The 20,971-nt window shown below is 54.7% G+C and carries 17 protein-coding genes; 11 read left to right on the top strand and 6 right to left on the bottom strand.

Annotated features, from left to right (window positions below):
* The first annotated feature begins 58 nt into the window (after positions 1 to 58).
* The 9 genes from glgA (at position 59) to AC5LBQ_RS01130 (ending at position 11,885) form a co-directional block, all read left to right on the top strand.
* The gene (gene glgA / locus AC5LBQ_RS01170; RefSeq protein WP_493264371.1) at positions 59 to 1,288 is read left to right on the top strand and encodes a glycogen synthase; all 1,230 of its coding nucleotides are present in this window, start codon (positions 59 to 61) and stop codon (positions 1,286 to 1,288) included.
* Positions 1,289 to 1,323: 35 nt separating this feature from the next.
* Entirely contained in the window at positions 1,324 to 2,112 is a 789-nt protein-coding gene (locus tag AC5LBQ_RS01165) for an ABC transporter ATP-binding protein (RefSeq protein WP_493264370.1), read from the top strand.
* Positions 2,113 to 2,169: 57 nt separating this feature from the next.
* Entirely contained in the window at positions 2,170 to 3,513 is a 1,344-nt protein-coding gene (locus tag AC5LBQ_RS01160; protein ID WP_493264369.1) for a glutamine synthetase family protein, read from the top strand.
* A 60-nt stretch (positions 3,514 to 3,573) separates the two neighbouring features.
* Complete coding sequence (locus AC5LBQ_RS01155; protein WP_493264368.1) at positions 3,574 to 6,777, top strand: bifunctional [glutamine synthetase] adenylyltransferase/[glutamine synthetase]-adenylyl-L-tyrosine phosphorylase; 3,204 nt, start codon at positions 3,574 to 3,576, stop codon at positions 6,775 to 6,777.
* A gap of 182 nt (positions 6,778 to 6,959) precedes the next feature.
* Positions 6,960 to 7,493, top strand: a complete 534-nt coding sequence (locus AC5LBQ_RS01150; RefSeq protein WP_493264367.1) for a helix-turn-helix transcriptional regulator — start codon at positions 6,960 to 6,962, stop codon at positions 7,491 to 7,493.
* 24 nt (positions 7,494 to 7,517) lie between these two features.
* A complete protein-coding gene (locus AC5LBQ_RS01145; RefSeq protein WP_493264366.1) occupies positions 7,518 to 7,766 on the top strand; it encodes a hypothetical protein in 249 nt (82 codons plus the stop codon).
* A gap of 379 nt (positions 7,767 to 8,145) precedes the next feature.
* Positions 8,146 to 9,312 carry a xylose isomerase gene (gene xylA, locus AC5LBQ_RS01140; protein WP_295026930.1) on the top strand — a complete coding sequence of 389 codons (1,167 nt, stop codon included), beginning with the start codon at positions 8,146 to 8,148 and terminating at the stop codon, positions 9,310 to 9,312.
* 79 nt (positions 9,313 to 9,391) lie between these two features.
* Complete coding sequence (locus AC5LBQ_RS01135; RefSeq protein ID WP_295026932.1) at positions 9,392 to 10,711, top strand: xylulokinase; 1,320 nt, start codon at positions 9,392 to 9,394, stop codon at positions 10,709 to 10,711.
* Positions 10,712 to 10,745: 34 nt separating this feature from the next.
* Positions 10,746 to 11,885, top strand: a complete 1,140-nt coding sequence (locus AC5LBQ_RS01130; RefSeq protein WP_295026934.1) for an ROK family transcriptional regulator — start codon at positions 10,746 to 10,748, stop codon at positions 11,883 to 11,885.
* Positions 11,886 to 11,902: 17 nt separating this feature from the next.
* Here the strand turns inward: AC5LBQ_RS01130 and AC5LBQ_RS01125 are convergent, their stop codons facing one another.
* The 4 genes from AC5LBQ_RS01125 to yicI are packed head-to-tail and all read right to left on the bottom strand — an operon-like array spanning position 11,903 to position 17,301.
* On the bottom strand, positions 11,903 to 12,751 hold the full coding sequence (locus AC5LBQ_RS01125) for a carbohydrate ABC transporter permease (RefSeq protein ID WP_295026936.1): 849 nt from the start codon (positions 12,749 to 12,751) through the stop codon (positions 11,903 to 11,905).
* The gene (locus tag AC5LBQ_RS01120; protein WP_295026938.1) at positions 12,748 to 13,677 is read right to left on the bottom strand and encodes a carbohydrate ABC transporter permease; all 930 of its coding nucleotides are present in this window, start codon (positions 13,675 to 13,677) and stop codon (positions 12,748 to 12,750) included. Before AC5LBQ_RS01120 ends, AC5LBQ_RS01125 begins: the two co-directional genes overlap by 4 nt.
* Before the next feature lie 7 nt (positions 13,678 to 13,684).
* Positions 13,685 to 14,926: an ABC transporter substrate-binding protein gene (locus AC5LBQ_RS01115; protein WP_493264365.1), complete on the bottom strand. Its 1,242-nt coding sequence runs from the start codon at positions 14,924 to 14,926 to the stop codon at positions 13,685 to 13,687.
* A 20-nt stretch (positions 14,927 to 14,946) separates the two neighbouring features.
* Positions 14,947 to 17,301, bottom strand: coding sequence for an alpha-xylosidase (gene yicI, locus AC5LBQ_RS01110; protein ID WP_295026941.1), 2,355 nt, complete (start codon positions 17,299 to 17,301; stop codon positions 14,947 to 14,949).
* Between the two features lie 343 nt (positions 17,302 to 17,644).
* On the opposite strand from yicI, the gene AC5LBQ_RS01105 reads away from it, so the two are divergent.
* Together AC5LBQ_RS01105 and AC5LBQ_RS01100 are read left to right on the top strand one after the other, a co-directional pair.
* Positions 17,645 to 18,349 (top strand): histidine phosphatase family protein, encoded by a 705-nt coding sequence (locus tag AC5LBQ_RS01105; RefSeq protein WP_295026943.1) that lies wholly within the window; start codon positions 17,645 to 17,647, stop codon positions 18,347 to 18,349.
* 66 nt (positions 18,350 to 18,415) lie between these two features.
* The gene (locus AC5LBQ_RS01100; RefSeq protein WP_295026944.1) at positions 18,416 to 19,051 is read left to right on the top strand and encodes a phosphatase PAP2 family protein; all 636 of its coding nucleotides are present in this window, start codon (positions 18,416 to 18,418) and stop codon (positions 19,049 to 19,051) included.
* Here the strand turns inward: AC5LBQ_RS01100 and AC5LBQ_RS01095 are convergent, their stop codons facing one another.
* On the bottom strand, positions 19,052 to 19,990 hold the full coding sequence (locus AC5LBQ_RS01095; RefSeq protein ID WP_493264364.1) for an amino acid ABC transporter ATP-binding protein: 939 nt from the start codon (positions 19,988 to 19,990) through the stop codon (positions 19,052 to 19,054).
* Positions 19,987 to 20,910, bottom strand: coding sequence for an amino acid ABC transporter permease (locus AC5LBQ_RS01090; RefSeq protein WP_295026947.1), 924 nt, complete (start codon positions 20,908 to 20,910; stop codon positions 19,987 to 19,989). The genes AC5LBQ_RS01095 and AC5LBQ_RS01090 overlap by 4 nt, the downstream gene beginning before the upstream one ends.
* Between the last annotated feature and the right edge of the window lie 61 nt (positions 20,911 to 20,971).

Here is a 20,971-nt window from a genome sequence, read left to right as displayed (position 1 = left end):
TCCGGGGACGTTACGAACCGGGTTTCCAGGGTCCATTTTGTGTTGAAGCGAGGTTGCCATGCGTGTTGATTTGATGAGTCGGGAATACCCTCCGAAAGTTTACGGGGGTGCCGGGGTTCACGTCACTGAACTTGCCAAGGTTTTGCGTCAGCGGGCAGAAGTCAGGGTGCACTGTTTTGAGGGTCCGCGCACCGCGGGTACGGAAGGCGGCGAGCAGGGGGTCACCGGGTACGACTATCTGGAAGGACTGGCTGAGGCGAACGCTGCTATCCGCACTTTGGGCGTGGATTTAGAGTTTGTGGCTGGTGCCGAAGGTGCTGATGTAGTACATTCCCACACTTGGTACGCCAATATGGGCGGGCATTGGGCTTCCCTGATGTATGACATTCCGCACGTTATTTCCGCGCATTCCTTGGAACCGCTGCGTCCGTGGAAAGCTGAACAGCTGGGCGGGGGATACCGGATTTCCTCCTGGGCGGAAAAAACCGCTTACGAAGCCGCGGACGCCATCGTGGCGGTGTCTCGCGCCATGAAAGACGATATTCTGCGTTGCTATCCCACTATCGACCCTGACCGCGTCCACGTCATTCATAACGGCATTGACCTAGTAACCTGGGATTTCTCCAATATCACCCCCGAATTCCGCAGCCAGGTCTGGGCTGACTACGGACTGACAGAAGGGGCACCCACGATAGCTTTCGTCGGGCGCATTACCCGTCAAAAAGGCCTGCCCTACCTGCTGCGAGCCCTGCGCGACGTACCTCGTGACGCCCAAATCGTCTTGTGCGCGGGAGCTCCCGACACCCCGGAGATTATGGAGGAAGTCGAAAGCCTGGTGCGTGACCTGCAGCAGGAACGTCCGGGAGTGGTGTGGATTGCGGACATGCTGGACCGTGCCCACATGATTGCCCTGCTGACCGGCTCTACCCTGTTTGTGACCCCTTCGATTTACGAGCCGCTGGGAATCGTGAACCTAGAGGCGATGGCCTGCGGCTTGCCCGTGGTCGCCACCGATACCGGGGGCATTCCCGACGTGGTCGTCGATGGGGAAACCGGCTTTTTGGTACCAATTGAACAGGTCAATGATGGTACCGGCAAGCCCCTGCATCCCGAGGAATTCGAGCAGGCGATGGCCAAGCGGATCACTGATATGCTGGCAGATCCGTCTCGGGCTCAGGCGATGGGCGAGGCCGGTCGCAAACGGGCCCAAGAACACTTCACCTGGGAGGCCATTGGGGATAAAACCGTGGCGTTGTACGAAAAAGTCATCGCTCAGCGTCACAATTAACCCAAAGCTCCCAGCCGCGGATAGGAAAGAACAGTATGACTTTGGTCGCCCGGTGTGACAACGTTGAATTGTGGCGCAATCACACCTCCATCTTGCAGGGCCTCAATTGGCAGATTCACCTGGGACAGCATTGGGTGGTGTTGGGGCCAAACGGGGCGGGAAAAACCACGCTGGTTGATATGCTGGCGGGACGCATTTACCCCTCGCGCGGACGGGTCGAAGTTTTAGACGAAGTCTTGGGCAAAACCGAAATCGCCGAGATTCGTCAGCGGGTGGGGTATGCCTCCCCAGCCCTAGCAGCGCAGATTCCTCCCCAGGAAACCGTGGAAAAGGCCGTGCTGTCCTCCATTTGGGGGGTGACGGCATCCTGGCGGGAGAGCTACGAACCGATAGACCGGCAGCGCGCCCAAGCCTTGATGGGCATGTTTGAAGTGGCTGACCTGAAAGACCGCGAGTTCGCCACCTTGAGCCAGGGCGAAAAACAGCGCGTTTTGGTGGCGCGGGCTCTCATGATTGACCCGGAGATGCTGATTTTGGACGAACCGGCGGCTGCCCTGGATCTCGGCGGACGCGAGCTGCTGCTGAGCGGGTTGGCGGAACTGGCCCGTGACCCGAAGAGCCCGGTTATGGTCATGGTCACTCATCACCTAGAGGAAATTCCCCCCGGCTTTACCCACGCGCTGGCCCTTAAGGAGGGCCGCGTATTCGCCTCGGGACCGCTAGAAAACGTGCTGACCAGTGCGACTTTGAGCGCCATGTACGGCCTGAACCTTGAGATAACCCACACGGAGCAGGGCCGTTACACCGCCAGAATGAAACTTTAGACCAGGAACTGTGAGCCTCCGGAAAACCGCCGGAACGGACAATGGAAGGGAGAAATCGTGGATTCTCGCCAAGAAGACGTGATTCGCCAGGTGGGGGAACGTGACGTGAAGTATGTGCGCCTCATGTTCACCGATGTGTTGGGCGTATTGAAATCTGTCACGATTGCGCCGGTAGAACTGGAACGAGCCTTTACGGAAGGGGTGGCTTTCGACGGTTCCTCCGTGGAAGGCTTCACCCGCGTGGCGGAATCGGATATGTTGCTTTTCCCCGATGCTCAAACGTTCCAGATTATGCCCCAGCTTGCGGATATTCCGCAGGATACTATCGGACGGATGTTCTGTGACGTGTACAACCCGGACGGGACCCGCTCGCATTCTGACCCCCGCTACGTGCTGGAACGCACCATGAAACGGGCCCAATCCCTGGGATTCGTGCCTTATGCACACCCCGAAATCGAGTTTTACCTGTTCAAACAACCCGGCAGTCTGGAGGAGCGCCTGCGCCCGGTGGACCAGGGCGGTTACTTCGATCACGTATCGGCAGGTCCGGGCAACGCGTTTCGCCGGTGGGCGGTGCGGATGCTGGAAGAGTACGGTATTTCGGTCGAGTTTTCCCATCACGAGGGGGGTCCCGGACAAAACGAAATTGACTTGCGCTCCGTTGACGCCCTGTCTTGTGCAGATAATCTGGTGACCACGCGTGAAGCGGTAGAGGACCTGGCAGAAGTCAAAGGTCTGCTGGCGACGTTTATGCCGAAACCGGATATTGAGTTTCCCGGTAACGGGATGCACGTGCATTTTTCGCTGTGGGAGGGCGACCAAAACGCGTTCTATGATCCCGCCGCGGCTGACCACCTGTCCATTGTGGGCCGTCAGTTCACCGCCGGTTTGTTGCACTACGCCAAGGAAATCTCGGCTATCGTCAATCAGCACGTGAACTCGTACAAGCGGCTGTGGGGCGGAGATGAGGCGCCGGCTTTCGTGTGCTGGGGCCACCATAATCCTTCCGCTCTGATTCGCGTGGCAGATCACAAGCCCGGTCTGCACACTTACACCAGGGTCGAGTACCGGGCTCCTGACCCCGCGATGAATCCGTATCTGGGGTTTGCCTTGATTATCGAGGCGGGCCTGAAAGGGATTGAACAGCGCCTGGAACTGCCCGAAGAAGCCGAAGACAACGTGTGGGAGATGAGCGACGCGGAACGGAAAGCCTACGGCATCGAGGCGCTGCCGCGCTCTTTGGAAGACGCGATTCGCCACCTGCAGGCCTCCGAGTTGGTGCCGGCGGTCTTGGGCGAAGAAGTCTTTGATTACGTTTTGCGCACGCGGCTGGCGGAATGGACCGAATACCGCCACCAGGTGACGGAACAAGAGAAACGTTTGCTGCTGCATCTGCATTAGCCAATGCCGAAGGTTCCTGCCTCAGTTGGTGGTGGGACTGCGGTGCTGAAAGGGTAAAGAATGGCTCGAGAGTATTCCGAGACGGTGGCACTGTTGACCTCCGGGGTGGAAGATGTCGGGCGCGCCAAGACCCTTTTGACCGCCATTATGCAGGCAGCCCCCCAGATTGAGATCCCGAAACTTATCGAGAACCTGGGCCAGACCGCGGATCCCGACCAGGTGCTGCTGAGCCTGGACCGAATCTTTTCTGAGGACGCTCGCCACCCCTCGGGCATTACCGCGACGCTGAGCGCCCGCCAAATCGGAAATCGCACGCTGCGCCTCCTGGGTGCCTCCGAATTCTTTGCCAGCTACCTGGTGAACCACCAGGCGGCCCTTGCGCCTCTGGAACAGCAGCCCGAACCGGAATCTTACCTCACACGGCTACTGAACGCGGTGGGAGCAAAGAACCTGGGAAGCGACGAAAACCCGTGCTGGGTCGCTGACCCTAAAGCTCGCGACCTGGAACTGCGCCGGGTTTACTACGCGTTGCTGGCACAGCTGGCAGCTGAGGACCTGGCTCACGCAGGAATGGCGGCGACTAAAGGCGAGTTCCAGGCGACCTCCCGGCGCATCAGCGACCTGGTAGATGCGGCTTTGGAGGCCGGTTTGGCGCTGGCACGCCGCGACCACGACCCGGAAGGGCAGATTGCTTTCAGCGTGGTGGCGATGGGGAAAACCGGGGCGCGGGAACTGAACTATATTTCTGATGTTGATGTTATCTACGTGGGACAAGCCCGGGACGGTGCCGACCTGGATAGCGCCGAGGCGAACCGGCGTGCCACCGCTATCGCTCAGGCGCTCGGCTCCTATTGCTCCGCGACCGGCCCGGAACCGGCGCTGTGGGTGCTGGACACCGCGTTGCGCCCCGAGGGCAAGGACGGCGCCCTGGTTCGTACCTTGGAGTCTCACCTGGACTATTACCAACGTTGGGCGAAGACTTGGGAGTTCCAGGCGCTGCTGAAAGCCCGTCCGGCCGCGGGGGACCGTGAACTCGGCGCCCGCTACCTGAGCACCATCCGTCCTTTTGTGTGGTCCGCGGTGGAACGCGAAGGCTTTGTGGAAGATACGCGTGCTATGCGCCGGCGGGTGGAAAAGCTGCTGGATCCAAAGAAAGCCGGACGCGAAATCAAACTCGGTGCCGGGGGACTGCGTGACGTGGAGTTTACCGTGCAGTTGCTGCAGCTGGTCCACGGCCGGGTCGATGAGAGCCTGCGGGTGCGCGCGACCCTGGACGCTTTGCAAGCCCTCATCGCCGGAGGCTATATCGGTCGCGAGCAAGGCGAAGAAATGGCGGACTATTACCGTTTCTTGCGCGTCATCGAGCACCGCACCCAGCTGGACCGAATGCGCCGTACCCACCTGTTCCCCCAGGACGCCCAGCTGCGCAGAGTCGCGCGTTCCATTGATGTGACCCGTTTTTCTGAAGGGGAGAAGCTGACCCAGGCTTGGCAGGAAGTGCGCCAAAAGGTTCGGGGGCTGCACGAGGAAATCTATTATCGCCCGCTGCTGCCCGCCGTGGCGAAACTATCGGCGGGGGTAGCGGCCTTGGATAGTGCCGCTGCGCAGTCCCGGCTACAAGCCATCGGATACCGCGATTCCAAACGAGCCTTGGAACACATCGAGGCTTTGACCACCGGGGTGAGTCGGCGGGCGGCGATTCAACGCCAGCTGTTGCCGGTGTTGCTGGATTGGCTGGCCGATGGGGTGGATCCGGACGGCGGTTTGTTGGCTTTCCGGCAAGTATCTGACGCTTTGGGGGACACGCATTGGTATCTGGGTTTGCTGCGTGATTCGGGTACGGCCGCCCGGAGTTTGACCCGGTTGCTGTCGTCTTCGCCGCTGGTGGCGGGGTTGTTGCCCGCTAATCCCGATGCCATTAAGTGGCTTGACGATGAGTCGCAGTTGCGCGGGCGGACTCGCGAGGAGCTGGAGCGCGAAATCCTGGCGTCTTTTGAGCGCCAACCTGATCTGGACAAGCAAGCCGCGCGGCTGCGGGCAGTGCGGGGCCGGGAGCTGTTGCGGGCGGCTATGGTGGACGTGCTGCAAGGCATTGACCCGCTGCGAACCGCTCAGCGTCTGACTGACGTGGGCGAAGTGGTCCTTGCCGGGGCTCTCGATTTGGCGTTGCGAAAGCTCAACGTGCAGCAGCCCCCGGCTGCGCCTAGTCACCAGGATGGTGGGGAGCCAACGTCCGCGCAGGTTGCGCCTGCGACGCCCGCGAAGCGCGCCCTGGCGTCCGGGGGATATTACGCCGACCACCTAGTCGTGGGGATGGGTCGGTTTGGTGGCGGGGAATCCGGCTATGCTTCGGACGCCGACGTGGTGTTTTACTATCGTCCCTGGCGAGAGCCGGGCAATCCGGCAGCAGGGTATTTGCCGACCGCGCCGGTGGCGGAATCCCCCGCAGAGGGTACAGAGACCGACCCCGCGGCGTCAGAAATCCGCAAACAAGCTGCGGCGGAGGCAGCGAGCCTGGTTAATGCCGTCAGCGCAATCTTGAACGGAGCCCAAGCCGGGGCCTGGCGCGTCGACACTGATTTACGTCCCGAGGGTCGCTCCGGGCCGGTGTCCAAGGACTTGGGGTTGCTGGAGGATTATTTTGCCCGGTGGGCTAGCGCTTGGGAGCGTCAGGCTCTGCTGCGGGCTCGTCCCGTGGTGGGTTCGCCGGCCTTGCGCACGGATTTTGCTGCGATAGTGGATCCGGTGCGGTTTGACACCCCGCCGGAGGCGAAAGAGCTGAAAGAAATTCGTCGCTTGAAAGCCCGCATGGAGGCCGAACGAATTGGCGGAGGCCAGGTCGCTGGTGCGGGCAAGACCGCGGCAGCAGTACGCCACGTCAAGCTGGGCCCCGGGGGATTATCTGATGTGGAATGGTCGGTACAATTATTGCAGATGTGCCATGCTAGCGACGTGCCGGGGTTACGTTGTGTGTCTACCGGAGACGCCCTGCGCGCGGCTGTAAGCGCGGGGCTGATTTCCGCCCCGGACGCGGAAACCCTGCGTACCGCGTGGATGATGGCCATGTCGATTCGCGCCGCCAATGTGCTGGGTTCGGGGCGGACTACCGGGAAAAAACTCGACGTGCTGCCCGTCGATCGTCTCTTGGTGACCACCGCGGCGTTGCTGGGCTATGCAGAGGGTGCTCACCAGGACTTGACAGACGACTGGATGCGCACCGCTCGCTTGGCCCGCGGGGTCGTGGAGCAAATCTTTTACGATTAACCCCTTGCCAACTCTCCGAAGAGAACTAAGCAACCGCTTACCTGCAAAATGCAACCATAAGTTGCGGAATATAGATTAGATTCAAGGTGGAGGTGCTGGAATGCAACTGGGGAATTTCTCACAATGATTTGAGGGTGCGATGGCACTCGAAAGAATCTAGGTTAGGAGCATTAGAAATGATAATGGCAGAGAAAATCATTCAGCTACGAAAGAAGAACGGTTGGTCACAGGAAGACTTAGCGGCCGAGTTAGGTGTCAGCAGGCAGGCGATTTCTAAGTGGGAGAGCGCCCGCTCAATACCGGACATTACACGAATTTTGGATATGAGCAAGATCTTCTCGGTGAGTACGGATTTCCTGGTCAAAGACGAACTGGAGATGTCCGATGCTACCCCATCTGTTCAGGAATCCACCGTCAGTGATGCTTCTCCCTCCGGGCTACGAGTCGTTTCCATGGAGGAAGCGGTAGGTTTGCTGGACGTGAAAACACAAAGTTCCAAACTTGCCGCCTGGGGAATCGCGCTGTGCATTTTTGGGGCTGCCTTTCTGGTGCTGTTTGCATTCCTCATTGATTTTCCGGGAGTGAGACTTTCGGAAAACTTAAGCTTAAGCATTGGTATGGTGGGAATGGTGATACTGGTAGGAACCGGCGTGGCTGCGCTCACTGCCTATGGAATGCGAGTTAAACCATTCGAATATCTGGAAAATGACACGTAGGAGACGGCATACGGGGTGGATGGCATGGCTAAACAACGCCGAGAAAAATTCCATCAAACCTATGTCACCAAACTGATTGGCGCGGGAATACTGTGCATGGCAGCCGTTGTCATGGTGTTGCTCGGATCAATGTGGAGCGAAGATTCCTCTGGTAATACCACTACACTGGTCAGTTTGATACCCGCAGGGGTCGCTGTTGCCGGCTTCGCGGTGTACCTGCTCATCAGTGCGTCCATTCCGATGAGAGCCTTGCGTCAACTTTTACAAGAGTAATCCGTGGCGGCGCTGCTGGGTTATGCGGAGGGCGCTCACCAGGACCTGACCGACGACTGGATGCGCACCGCGCGCTTGGCCCGCGGGGTAGTGGAGCAAATCTTTTACGATTAGAGTCTTGCGGCGATGCTCTGCGTTTCTTAGGTTCCTGGTGATTGGGTCAACGCGCAAAAGTGTGGGTGCGGCGCGGCACATGGGGCACCCCGGGGGAACCTTAGTTTTCGGGACGTGAAAGATTAGTAAAACCCTTGACTCTCTAGAACCAGCGTGTTAGTTTTAAGACTAAACAAAATAGGTTTTTGGAAGGCTGTCATATCAGCGGGGAATAAAGCATAGAATCGCTGGTAATGAACGCCGCGAGTGTAAAGGAGCACAGATCATGCGTAAGCCGTGTAAAGAAGATAAGTTCTCTTTCGGGATTTGGACAGTGGGCTGGCAGGGGGTTGACCCATTCGGTGTGGCAACCCGGGAAGCCTTAGATCCTTGGGAATACGCCCAGAAACTTGCTGAACTTGGAGCCTGGGGAGTGACTTTCCATGACAATGACGTGTTCAATTTTTCAGCTTCGGAATCTGAGCGCCAATCCATCATTAAAAAGTTCAAAGAGGCTTGCGACCAGTCTGGTTTAGTTATCGAAATGGTGACAACCAATACGTTTACCCACCCCATCTTTAAAGATGGCGGGTTGACGAACAACGACCGGGAGATTCGTCGTTTCGGCCTCAAGAAAATTCTGAAAAACGTTGACTTGGCTGCGGAAATGGGCGCCTCGACTTTCGTCATGTGGGGAGGTCGCGAAGGTGCTGAGTACGATTCCTCCAAGGATCTTAACGCCGCCTTTGAACGGTATAAGGAAGGTCTAGACGCTGTTGCTGGCTACATCAAAGAAAAAGGTTACAACTTGCGCATCGGGCTGGAACCCAAGCCAAATGAACCTCGTGGTGACATCTTCCTGCCCTCGGTTGGTCACGCTTTGGCGCTAATTGCCCAGCTTGACAATGGGGACATCGTAGGCTTGAACCCGGAAACAGGCCACGAACAGATGGCAAACCTGAACTACAACCACGCTCTGGCTCAAGCGCTGAACGCCGGGAAACTTTTCCACATCGACTTGAACGGTCAATCGGGGCTGAAGTACGACCAGGATAAATGCTTCGGTCATGGAGACTTGGCCTCAGCTTTCTTTACAGTGGACCTGCTGGTCAATGGGTTCCCCGGCGGCGGGAACCGCTACGATGGCCCGATTCACTTCGACTATAAGCCCTCGCGTACTGAGGGATTCGAAGGGGTTTGGGCTTCCGCGGCGGCCAATATGGAAATGTATCTGATGCTGAAAGACAAAGCGTTAGCTTTCCGGGCTGATCCGCTGACCAAGGAACTCATGGAAGCGGCTTCAGTGTTCGAACTGGGCGAACCTACCATGAATGAGGGCGAAACCTACGCGGAGTTCATGAACAGTCCTACCGTTGACCCGGAGCAGGCCGCTCAGCGTGAATATCACTTCGTGGAGTTGTACCAACAAGCCATGCGTCACCTCGTAGGGTAGGGACTAGTCGAATTCGACTCGTCGTCTCACCCCCATGTGCGAATCATTTTCATAGATGTGCGGGCTTTAGGAGCAGAAAATGGCCGTTGTAGCTGGTGTGGACTCCTCCACTCAATCCACCAAGGTGTTGGTTTGGGACACTGAGAGTCAACAGATTCTTCGACAGGGAAGTGCGCCACATCCGGAAGGAACTTCAGTCAATCCGGAGCATTGGTGGGAAGCCTTTATCTCTGCGGCTAAACAAGCTGGGGGACTGGCTGATGTGGAAGCTGTTAGCGTGGGAGCTCAACAGCACGGTTTGGTCGCTTTAGATCAAAACGGGACTGTCGTGCGTGATGCGTTACTGTGGAACGATACCCGTTCAGCTGCTGCCGCTAAACAACTTGTGGAGGAAAAAGGATTAGATTTCTGGGTTGAATCCTGTGGTTGTGCCCCTGTAGCCTCATTGACTATTACGAAGTTGAGGTGGCTAGTTGATCATGAACCACAATCCTGGTCGCGTGTTGCCGCGGTTTGCCTACCTCATGATTGGTTATCTTGGAGAATACAAGGCAGTGCAGATATCCATTCACTGTTCACTGATCGCTCAGATGCTTCCGGTACTGCATATTTAGATACTCACACCGGTGAGTATCGGTATGATTTGCTGGCGCATGCTTTGCGAATTCCCGAGGACAAGGCACGTCAACTCGTCTTACCTAAAGTTGTATCTCCTCAGGAATTGGGCGGGGAAGTAACTCACGACATTCCCGAGATTGAGCTGAGAGCGGGAACAAAAATAGCTCCGGGTTGTGGGGACAATGCGGGTGCAGTTTTGGGCTTAGGTTTACGAGTTGGCGAAGCGGCTATTTCGATTGGAACCTCTTGTGTGGTTTCGGTAGTTTCCGATAAGCCGGTTATTGATAAATCTGGCTCTGTGACAGGATTCATGGATGCCACCGGCAATTGGCTCCCCTTGGCCTGTACTTTGAACGGAACTCAAGTAATGGACAAAACTGCGGCTCTCTTGGATGTAGATGTGTCTACTTTTGACCAGCTAGCCTTGCAAGTTCCCGATACGGACGGGCTAAAGATGATTCCGTATTTCCAGGGCGAACGTACTCCGAATTTGCCTAATGCCACTGCCGAAATCCGGGGAATGACTCTGAGAAACTATGACCCAGCCCACCTAGCCCGAGCCGCCGTGGAAGGGCTGGTGGGACTTATCGATTATGCCCTGCAGGCAATCCAAGGGTGCGGAGTTGAGGTTAACAAAGCTACCCTGATTGGTGGAGGAGCTAAATCTCCTGCCGTTACCCAGATACTGCCCTCTAAGCTTGGTATAGAAATCGAGGTGGCGCCACCGGGAGAATACGTGGCGTTAGGAGCGGCCAAACAGGCTGGTGACTTGATAAGATAACGCTGTTGGGGATTTCGGGTCCGTAAGGAGCGTTATGCAAGAGTTCGTCTCTGTTTCCACCCAGCGTGCCATGAACCTGAGACGAGTGCTCCATGAGGTGCTTTCTTCCGGTCCTGATGAAGCTCTCACTCGTGCCGCAATTGCTTCCCGGGTGCAAATAACCAGGGCTACGGCAACGCGACTTTCTGACCAGCTGGTCGCTTTGGGGTTAATTCAGGAGCTACCGCCCGTTATGACGGGCGGTCCCGGTCGTCCGGGCAGAGTCCTGGTGGGGAACAATAATTTAGTCTCACTGGGAGTGGATATTGGGGTTTCCGAAATTCGCCTGCTGGGGTTGGGCTTGGGAGGCCAGGAACTGTGCCGGAAACGATTTGAACTCGAGGTTCCATCCTTACCACCGGAGGAGGTTTTTTCCCGGGTCGGCCACGAGTTGAATGGGGTTGTTTCCCAGCTTTCCGTTAAAACAATAATTTTTTCCGTGACGGTGTCAGTGCCTGGCTTGGTTGACAGTGACAACAGGAGAGTCATCTATGCCCCGAACCTGGGGTGGTCTAACGTTGATGTGTGCCAACAGATAAAGCGTTCCATTCAGTTCCCGGTAAAGTCGATTGAAGTCCACAACGAGGCGAACATGGCGGCATGGGCCCAAGCGTGGAAACACCCGGGTTGTCCCTCTGGACTGGATACATTTGCCTATATCTCAGGCGGAATCGGGGTTGGCGCCGCCGTTGTGGAGAACCGGCAGCTCTATCAGGGCTGTCATGGCTGGGTGGGGGAAATCGGACACCTGACCATTGACCCGCGCGGAATTCAATGTAAATGCGGGGCGCAAGGTTGCCTGGAAAGATATGTAGGCCGGGAGGCATTGGAAACCCGGCGTGGGAATGAAGCTGCCTTAGTCGAGTCTGCCCGGGCATTAGGCCTGGCCATGGCAGCTCTAACTAATATCTTGGATGTGTCTCTCATCATCATCGGCGGAGATTTGACCAACTTTTTTGCTGAATACAAGGCCGAGGTAACCCGACTGATGCATTTGCACACCATCGCTGACGAGCAAAGATCCCTGCAAATTACCAGCTCAGCTTACGAGATGCCAACTGTGCGGGGAGCTGCCATCCGGGGGTTCCGAACGCTCCTGGATGCCCCTACCGAGTTCGGAAAATTCACCCGGTAGGGGACACCCACGCAGTTTTATCCCTTTGTGGCACCTCCGGCCAGACCCGCTACGATGTAGCGCTGCAGGAATATAAAGATCAGCAACACAGGCAACGCTATGACTGTTGCTACCGCCATTAGATCGTTCCAGTTGGTTCCGTACTGACCAATAATCCGGTTCAAAGCCACAGTGAGTGGTTGAATATTTTGATTTGTGGTTAAGGTCAACGCAAAGGTAAATTCTCCCCAAGCCATAAGGAAAGAGAAGGATCCAATCATGACGATTCCGGGTTTAATCGTTGGCATGACGATTCTAATGATAGTCTGTAAAGTATTCAAACCATCCAGCTGCGCCGCTTCTTCTACTTCATAAGGGAACTGTTTAAAGTACGGTCTTAGCAAAATGACAGCAAAAGGTAAAGTTACGGAAATATCCGCCAAAATGACCGATACGTATGTGTTTACCAAACCGACTTGTCGGAACATTACGAACATAGGAATTGATATGGCGATAGCTGGCAGTAATTGTACTACTGTTAACATAACCATCATTGAGGTAGTAGTGCGAGTCCGTAATCTCGCAACAGCGTAAGATGATGGAATAGCGATAACCAGGGTAAGCAAGAGCACCGAAACTGAAATGATTATCGAATTAAGCAGCGCGTTCCATGTGCCGTAATTTCCTGTGAAAACAGCTTTGTAAGAACCGAGGTAAAAGTCTTGCGGAATAAGCGTGGGTGGGTTAGCAAACATTTCCTTACCTGTTTTGAATGAAGTATTTATCATCCAATAAACAGGGAAGAGGTAGATGATAATTATAAGCCACCCAATCACAGATTTGAAAATAGTTGTTTTGCTCTGACTGGATAAACGAACATTATTCATCGTAAATCCTCCTCGTTTAGGGAACGTACATAGAACCAGGAAAGAACCAAAGGCAGTATTAAGGTAAGAACTGACGCTGCAGCGCCGTTACCGAACTGGAAGAGCTTGTATGTCTCCAGATAGGTGTAGACGGGCAGGGTAGTGGTGGCGTCTACCGGGCCGCCTTTGGTCATGGTATAAATCAGGTCAAAGACTTTGTAGGTGTTAATTACTCCAAGCAATAAGACAGAAATCGAGACCGGTTTCATCAGAGGGAAGGTAATCTTCCAGAACTGTTGCCACGGATTTGCCCCATCGACATGGGCAGCTTCATAAAGTGAATCGTCAATAGTATGAAGTCCGGAAAGCAACAGTAAAAGATTAAAGGGGATTCCGACCCACAGATTTGCAATAATGATTGCTAAAAGTGCGGTTGGACCTACTGTTAGCCATTTGATGCCTTCGTCAATTACTCCCATATTTATAAGGAGGTAATTTAAAATTCCGTAATCTGAGTCAAATATCCACTTAAATATGGTGCCAGTAACCACTGGCGGAAGTATCCAGCCGACAAGTAGCAAGGCTCGCATGACGCCGTTGCCTGGAAATGGTCTCCTGAAAAATAACGCCAAGGCAAACCCTATGACGTATTGAGTTATCAAGCATGCAATGGTGAAAATTAACGATAGAACCAGACCGTTCCAGAATCCGTGATCATTAAGAACTGTTGAGTAGTTCTTAAAATTATTGAACGTAAATGTTCTGGAAATTAGGTTCGCACCGTTAGCTTCTGTGAGACTCAGGAAAAAATTGTAGAAAAGCGGAAACGCCATGAATACGATGATGTAAATCAAGGCAGGAGTCGCCAAGAGCAGTCCCAGGCGTAGCTGGCTGTCCTGCTTTTTCTTAATTTTTCCGCTTGTCTTGTTGGATACTTCCGCTGACATGGTTACCCTAACTATATTTCTTGGGCAAGAGTTCAGAAATAGTTGTTTCAGCATCCTTAGCGGCTATTTCAGGGCTCTTAGCTCCGGTTAAAGCTTCCTGGATGGAAAGCTGAACGGCTTCGGAAATCTTGTTGTAGTTCTCACCGTACGAGCGTGCATGCGTATCTTGCATTTGTTTTTCAAAGACTTGCATATTCGCATCGCTGGATAGCTTCAACTTTCCGGATAAATCCGGGCGGGGTGAGAGCTGTCCTGAGATATCGCAGAATGTCTGAACGCCCTTCTGAGAGGCCATCCACTTCACGAATTTCAGTGCTCCTTCCGGGTTCTTGGCACTCGCGAAAGCCACGATGTTTTCACCGCCCAGACCGGTCGCAACACGTTGTCCCTTCGGTAAAGGAGCTACGCCCCACTCAAAGTCAACGTCCTTCAGGTTGGAAATCTCCCACGGACCGTTGACCATCATTGCCACTTGTCCTGTCGTGAACTGGGTGCGGGCATCTTCCTGGGAATAGTTAGATACGGCCGAGGACATAGCGCCATCGTCAATCATCTTTTTGAGGAAGCTCAAGGCTTCGCCACCGTACTTAGCGTAATTGTCAATGTCGCCGCCGGCTTGCCAAACAAAGGGCAGTACTTGGAAAGTCCCTTGTTCATTCTTGACACCTGAAATCGCCAAGCCGGATTTTCCACCGGTAGCAAGTTTCTTGGCTGTGGTGGCCAATTCCTCCCAAGTACTTGGCGGCTCCGTGATACCGGCTTGGGCAAACATAGTCTTGTTATAGAACAAAGCCAGGTTATTTGAGTTCATGGGAAGCCCAAACGTTTTGCCGTCCAGTTGCGTAGAGTTCCACGGTCCTTCGAAGTATTCGTCTTTCAGCGAAGACACTTCCGAGGTAATGTCTTGGAGCAGACCGAGGGCAGCAAAATTCTGGTTGTCTACGTTGTCGATAATGGCCACATCAGGCACTTCGCCACCTACACCGCCTTGGACGATAGATTTGGATAAATCTCCAAAAGCAAATGAGGTGCGTTTAATCTTTAAATCAGGATTCTCAGATTCAAAGGCCTTGACGGCTGATTCCATTGCTTCATTGGAAACTCCTTGGCCCTCATAATCCCAGACTTCAATTTCCCCTGAGCTGCTGGCGGAGCCTCCTGCTGAGCTACAAGCAGTTAGGGCACCGCTCATCGCTACTAGAGCTGCGGCGGCCAAGGCAATAGCCCGCTTTCTCATACTGACTTCCATAGTCCTCTCCTTCGTATTAGTTACTTGTTTGTTTCAATGAATTGATAAGATATTACACGCTTGTTACCGACATCTGGCCCGGTTTGCGGCAGTATTCTTAGCCCGGAAACGACTTCTGGACAGAAAGACTCATCAGTTACCTGCCCACTGACTACCTGAACATCTTGCTTGGTGACAACACAAACGGACCAAGTTTTCTCTGATTCGCTGAGAATTTCAACTTCCGGACCCCTGCGGGAAATGTGGAACAACTCATCGTCATACTGGCCGGGCACTCTGAGCGTAGTTTCGCCCGGTGGCGGATTGAAAATGTAGAGGCAGACGCCCTCGTTCCAGTCGTAGTCAGGTCGTTTCGAGTTAGCGCCTAGAGGCAGCACCGTGCCGTCTGGAATCATCACTGGAAGAGAATCCAGCTCGTGAGTTTCGGTATGCCAGCCAAGCTGGTCTTTGCGGGTGCCATCCAGAAAGTTAGTCCAACCCGCGGTCGGTAGGTAGTACTGAACAGTCCCTTCATCGGTAAACACCGGGGCAACTAAGATTTTGTCACCTAAATAGTACTGGGTATCGACGTTTGCTGAACCTCTGTCTTCGGGATGTTCCAGTATCATGTGGCGTAACATCGGGGTCCCGGTTTGGCTCGCTTCTCGAGCGATTGTCATCAGGTAAGGCATGAGGCGATTTTTCAAAGCGGTGAAACGCTGGGCAGTCTTGACTGCCGCATCCCCATAAATCCAAGGTACCCGGTAAGAGGACGAGCCGTGGAGTCGTGAGTGGGAAGATAACAAACCGAAAGGCAGCCATCGAATAAACACGTTCGGGTTGGGTTTTCCTTCGAATCCGCCCATGTCGTGGCTCCAATACCCGTATCCGCTCAGTCCAAGCGACAGGCCGCCGCGGAGAGTCTCGCCCATAGACTCAAAAGTCGGTTCGCTATCTCCGCCCCAATGCACCGGGAATTGCTGGCCACCAGCGGTGCCAGATCGCGCAAACACGATGGCTTCCTCGTGCCCGCGAGCCTCTTTGAGGGCTTCAAAAACAGTCTGGTTGTAGAGGTGCGTGTAATAGTTGTGCATCCGTTCGGGATTAGCGCCGTTATGCCAAACTACGTCCGTAGGGACCCGTTCGCCGAAATCGGTTTTGAAACAGTCTACTCCTTGTTTAAGCAAAGTTTTCAGATGTTCTTTGTACCATTGCCTAGCGTCAGGATTGGTGAAGTCTACCCACGACATACCGGACTGCCAATGATCCCATTGACGCACTGAGCCGTCGGTTTTCTTCAGGAAATACCCTTTGTCTTTCCCCTCTTGCCAAATTTCACCCTGTTGACCAACGTAGGGGTTAATCCAGACACAAACTTTTATACCCCGTTCGTGCAGCCTACGCAGCATACCATGCGGGTCTGAGAATTTTTCCGGATCCCACGTGAAATCGCACCAGTGCGAGGGGCGCATCCAGTAGCAGTCGAAGTGCATCACCGAGAGGGGGATGCTAAGTTGCTCCATCTGATCGATGAAACTGTTGACCGTATCCTCTGAATAATCGGTGGTGAATGAGGTCGAGAGCCACAATCCGTAAGACCAGGCAGGAAGCTGGGGAGGACGACCGGTCAATTTCGTGTATCGGTTCAAGATTTCTTTGGGGGTAGGGCCGTAGATGACGTAGTACTCCAAGAATTCCCCTGGAACTGAGAACTGAACGCGCGTGTTAACCTCTGACCCGACTTCAAAAGAAACTTTTTCAGGGTGATTTACAAAAATTCCATAACCGCGATTTGTCAGGTAAAACGGAACATTGATGTACGTTTGTTCGGAAGCGGTGCCCGCGTCTGCGTTCCACATATCCACAATCTGGCCGTTTTTCACTACCGGTCCGAAACGTTCACCCAGGCCATAAACGGATTCCCCGGGCTGTATTACCAGCTGTTCATGGAGGTATTTTTCTCCTGTCGGGGAAATCGCAATACCTTCGCACCGTAACTTTGACCGTGTAAGTTCGTGGTCAGGACTGGTGAAAACGAGGTTGTAATCGTCAGCGCCTGAAATTTCAGCCTGTAAATCACCTGCTATTACCACAGCACGTAGGTGCTCTTTATCTGCTTGTACTTGCCCGAAAGCCTCAGTGTTAAGCGCAAAATGAGGTTCGGGTTCCAGGTAACCGCGGTAGTGCTCGAGCCTAACTTTGATTATTCCGTCGGATACAGGTGTGAGGCTGATGGTCAACTGGGTCGAGTCGAGTTCGTCTCCGCGTTTATTCAATATCTTGGTGGAAGCGACAGCTCTCACCGTTTCGTTTTTCACCTGTACGTCTACTATCTGGCGGGGGTGAAATACTTTCCATCCATCGCGATTCAACCAATAGCCGTCAGTAAACTTCATTGTCCCTCCCTCGAGGTTAGGTTATGCGTTGCCGGCTACTTCATTGGATGCCAGGCAATCAAACTCGTTGTTGCAAGATTACTCTACGCAAGCAATTAAGTCAAGACTTAAAACAAAATACTTTATTGTTGCAATATCGCGGAAAACTTGTCCTGGTGTGAGGGATCTAGGTTTCATTGAGATGAGTATTTTAATTTCTACCCCGGCTGCTCCTGAACCTCGCTGGCCTCGCCGGGGCAAGAATTGATATCGCTTTTTCGGCCTAGAATGGAACGTCAGTCTGCCAAATCAGTCCGGAGCAGGAAAACGCGCTAAGGTGGGATGGGCACAGAAAGGAACAACGTTGCGACTGGTATTGATTCGTCATGGACAAACCGACTCGAACCTCTCGGGGGCTTTGGATACGGCTTGGCCGGGGCGTTCTTTAAACGCCACGGGGCGCGAGCAGGCAGCGGCTTTGGTTGAGAAGTATCACCAGCTGGTGGGGGTGGCTCCGCAGCGTTTGGCCAGCTCCTTCATCCTCCGGGCGCGCCAAACCGCCGAGCCGCTGGCTCAGGAATTTAGCCTTCCCGTACAGGTAGACCCCGATTTTCGCGAAGTGAGAGCCGGACTGCTGGAAATGTCCACGACCCAACAGGACACCAGAGAATACCTCTATACCGCTATCGACTGGGGGACCGGCAACCTGGACCGGAGGATGCCCGGAGCGGAAACCGGGGCCCAAACTTTGGCGCGTTTCGACCGGGGCATTGCGCGGCTGTGCGCCGGCTTGGAGGACGATCCGCAGGCCACAGTGGTGGTCATCATCCACGGCGCGATTATGCGCGTGTGGGGCGCAAACCGCATCGAGGGCCTGACCCTTGACCTGTTATCGCAGTTCCCTTGCCTAAACTGTTCCCTCACGATGGCTACCGGCAGTCCGACCGCCGGTTGGAAAGCCGAGTTATGGTCGGATCGTAAAGTGGAGGATTGGCCGGTGGTACCCGGAGCTCAGCCGCGCACCTCCAAAGAAGCCCGCGAACAACTGGAAGCCGTGTTGTTCAGCTGAGCCACCCGGCCAGTATCAACGACGCGACACCGTCCCGGAAACCTGCAGAACAGAAAACCTAGAACCGTGAACACCCTAGCCAAGTTAACAATTATTCAGGCCGTTATCCTGGTGATTCAGATTATCCTGTACTTCGGCTCGGAGCGTTTCCAGCAAGTGTTTCATAATCCTCAACGCCGGCTGGATCAGCGTATCCCGCGCATTCCCGCTTTTGTCTATCCCTATGTGCTGTGGTTTCCACTCATCGTGATATTCCCGATTGGGTTGTACTATTTTTCACCAGGCAACTGGGTGGCGCTCCAGATAGCGTGGATATTTTGCGTGGTCATCTCAGTTGTAGCCTACCTGGCGTATCCCACGACCTTTCAGCGTGAAAAGCTGGGTCAGGGCAGGACCGAGCGCGTGTTAGCGCTGGTCTATAAGACGAGTTATCGCGGGGTCAATTGCGCCCCCAGCCTGCACTGTTCCACCTCGATGATGATTGCTTTCGTGGCTGTGGTGACCAATCAAATGCCTTGGTGGCTACGAGTCATTTCGCTGCTGGTGTCTCTGGCCATTATCCTGGCTACCCAGTTCACCAAGCAACACGTGCTGCTGGATTTGCTGACAGCCATTCCGGTTGCGGCAGTGTCGCTGGCCATCGGTTTCGGCGTGGCGGCAAACGGCGGAACAGAGGTGATTCAGGCGTGGTTTGGCCTATAGCTAGAGCACTTTCGAGACGAACTCGCGGGTGCGGGCCTCGCGGGGATTATCCAACACCTCGGCGGGACTGCCGATTTCCATGATTTGTCCCTCGTCCATGAAAGCCAGGGTGTGACCGACTTCGCGGGCAAAACCGATTTCGTGGGTCACCACCATCATGGTCATGCCGTCCCTCGCCAAATCTTTCATGACCTGTAGCACTTCTCCGACCAGTTCGGGGTCGAGGGCGGAGGTCGGTTCGTCGAACAGCATCAGTTCGGGGTCCATCGCCAAAGCGCGAGCAATCGCCACCCGCTGCTGCTGGCCGCCGGACAGCTGGGACGGGTAGTGCTCCATTCGGTCGCCCAGACCGACCCGATCAAGCAGTTGCCGAGCCTGCTCGGTAGCTTCGTCCCGGGATTTCCGCAAGACGTGAACCGGGGCTTCCATGACGTTTTCAAGCGCGGTCTTGTGAGGAAACAGGTTGAAACGCTGGAATACCATGCCGATACGTTCCCGTTGGGCGGACACGACTTTATCGGGCAGTTCGCGCAGGACCGTGTTCCGCTCCGTCAAAGCGCCGGTTTTCAGATACCACGAGCGCTTCCGACCCGGTAGCGGGGCCTTTTCCTCGGACATACCCAACAGTTGACCGTCCAAGTAAATCCGTCCCGAAGTGATGGTTTCCAGCTGGTTAATGCAGCGCAAAACTGTAGATTTACCCGAACCGGAAGGGCCAATGAGAACGCACACCTCGCCCTTGTGAATGTCTAAGTCAATGCCTTTCAACACATGCAGGTGACCGAAGTACTTGTGGACATTGCGCAAAGCCACCATGGTGCCTGCCACATCTGCGGGGGCGGGAATGAGTTCTCCCGGCTGCAAATCCGGGAAAGCATCGACGATGCCTCCGAGGTCTGCAGTGTCCAGAGGACTGTTTGTCATCAGGTCGTTACTCAAGATTTCACATCCAATAGCGTTTTCGTTTCCGGGGCTGCGCTGAGAGTTTTGTGGCGCGGCGAAGTGGTGGCTTGTTGAGCGTTAAAGCCTTTGCCAAAGTATTTCTCAAGGTAGTATTGGCCCACCATCAGGATTGAGGTGATGAGCAGATACCAGATGGCGGCGCAAATCATCATCGGCACCGGCATGAAAGTCAGGCGTCCGAGGTTTTGGGCCTGGAAGTTTAGCTCCAAGGTAAACGGAACCACCGAGACTAGGGAAGTCGTTTTCAGCATGGAAATCGTTTCGTTGCCGGTGGGCGGGACAATGACGCGCATGGCTTGGGGAATGATGATGCGGCGCAAAATCATGCCGCGTTTCATGCCTAGCGCGGTCGCCGCCTCCCACTGTCCGGGATTGACCGAGTTCAACCCGGCGCGCACGATTTCAGCCAGGTAGGCGCCCTCGTTCAAGCCCAGTCCCAGCATGGCTGACCAGAACATGTTTAGCACCAGCTTCGTTTCCACCGCAAACAGCTGAGGTCCGAAAGGAATCCCCAGGGTAATCATCGGGTAGAGCGTCGGCAACAAGCCCCAAAAAATCAACTGGGTGTAAATCGGGGTGCCGCGGAAGAACCAGATATAGAACCAGGCAACGCCTTTCAGCACCGGGTTCGGAGACTGGCGCATGACCGCCATGGTAATAGCCAGGGTGACGCCGATAGTCATCGCTCCTACCGTCAGCGCCAGAGTGAAACCGATGCCTTTAATCAAGTTCGGGTGCGTCAAGTACGCCCACACCATTTCCCAGTGGTAGTTGGGGTTGGTGAAGAGGGAATTAATCAGCCCCAACACCACCAGCGCGACCACCGCCACGCTGACCCACCTGCCCAAACGGAACACCGGTCGGGGATGGTTGAATTCTAGGTTGTCTTCGCTCATGCGTTTTCTTCCTTCGATTCGTTTACTTTGTGCAGTCTCACCGATGCGGTTTTCGTTCAGA

It is taken from the genome of Mobiluncus sp., from assembly GCF_985070215.1.
This window is presented reverse-complemented; position numbering and strand designations above follow the sequence as displayed.

Excerpts from the sequence above, each read along its gene's own strand:
- glgA (WP_493264371.1), top strand. The coding sequence starts at position 59 with ATGCGTGTTGATTTGATGAGTCGGGAATACCCTCCGAAAGTTTACGGG.
- AC5LBQ_RS01165 (WP_493264370.1), top strand. The coding sequence starts at position 1,324 with ATGACTTTGGTCGCCCGGTGTGACAACGTTGAATTGTGGCGCAATCAC.
- AC5LBQ_RS01155 (WP_493264368.1), top strand. The coding sequence starts at position 3,574 with ATGGCTCGAGAGTATTCCGAGACGGTGGCACTGTTGACCTCCGGGGTG.
- AC5LBQ_RS01150 (WP_493264367.1), top strand. The coding sequence starts at position 6,960 with ATGGCAGAGAAAATCATTCAGCTACGAAAGAAGAACGGTTGGTCACAG.
- AC5LBQ_RS01145 (WP_493264366.1), top strand. The coding sequence starts at position 7,518 with ATGGCTAAACAACGCCGAGAAAAATTCCATCAAACCTATGTCACCAAA.
- xylA (WP_295026930.1), top strand. The coding sequence starts at position 8,146 with ATGCGTAAGCCGTGTAAAGAAGATAAGTTCTCTTTCGGGATTTGGACA.
- AC5LBQ_RS01135 (WP_295026932.1), top strand. The coding sequence starts at position 9,392 with ATGGCCGTTGTAGCTGGTGTGGACTCCTCCACTCAATCCACCAAGGTG.
- AC5LBQ_RS01130 (WP_295026934.1), top strand. The coding sequence starts at position 10,746 with ATGCAAGAGTTCGTCTCTGTTTCCACCCAGCGTGCCATGAACCTGAGA.
- AC5LBQ_RS01125 (WP_295026936.1), bottom strand. The coding sequence starts at position 12,751 with ATGAATAATGTTCGTTTATCCAGTCAGAGCAAAACAACTATTTTCAAA.
- AC5LBQ_RS01120 (WP_295026938.1), bottom strand. The coding sequence starts at position 13,677 with ATGTCAGCGGAAGTATCCAACAAGACAAGCGGAAAAATTAAGAAAAAG.
- AC5LBQ_RS01115 (WP_493264365.1), bottom strand. The coding sequence starts at position 14,926 with ATGGAAGTCAGTATGAGAAAGCGGGCTATTGCCTTGGCCGCCGCAGCT.
- yicI (WP_295026941.1), bottom strand. The coding sequence starts at position 17,301 with ATGAAGTTTACTGACGGCTATTGGTTGAATCGCGATGGATGGAAAGTA.
- AC5LBQ_RS01090 (WP_295026947.1), bottom strand. The coding sequence starts at position 20,910 with ATGAGCGAAGACAACCTAGAATTCAACCATCCCCGACCGGTGTTCCGT.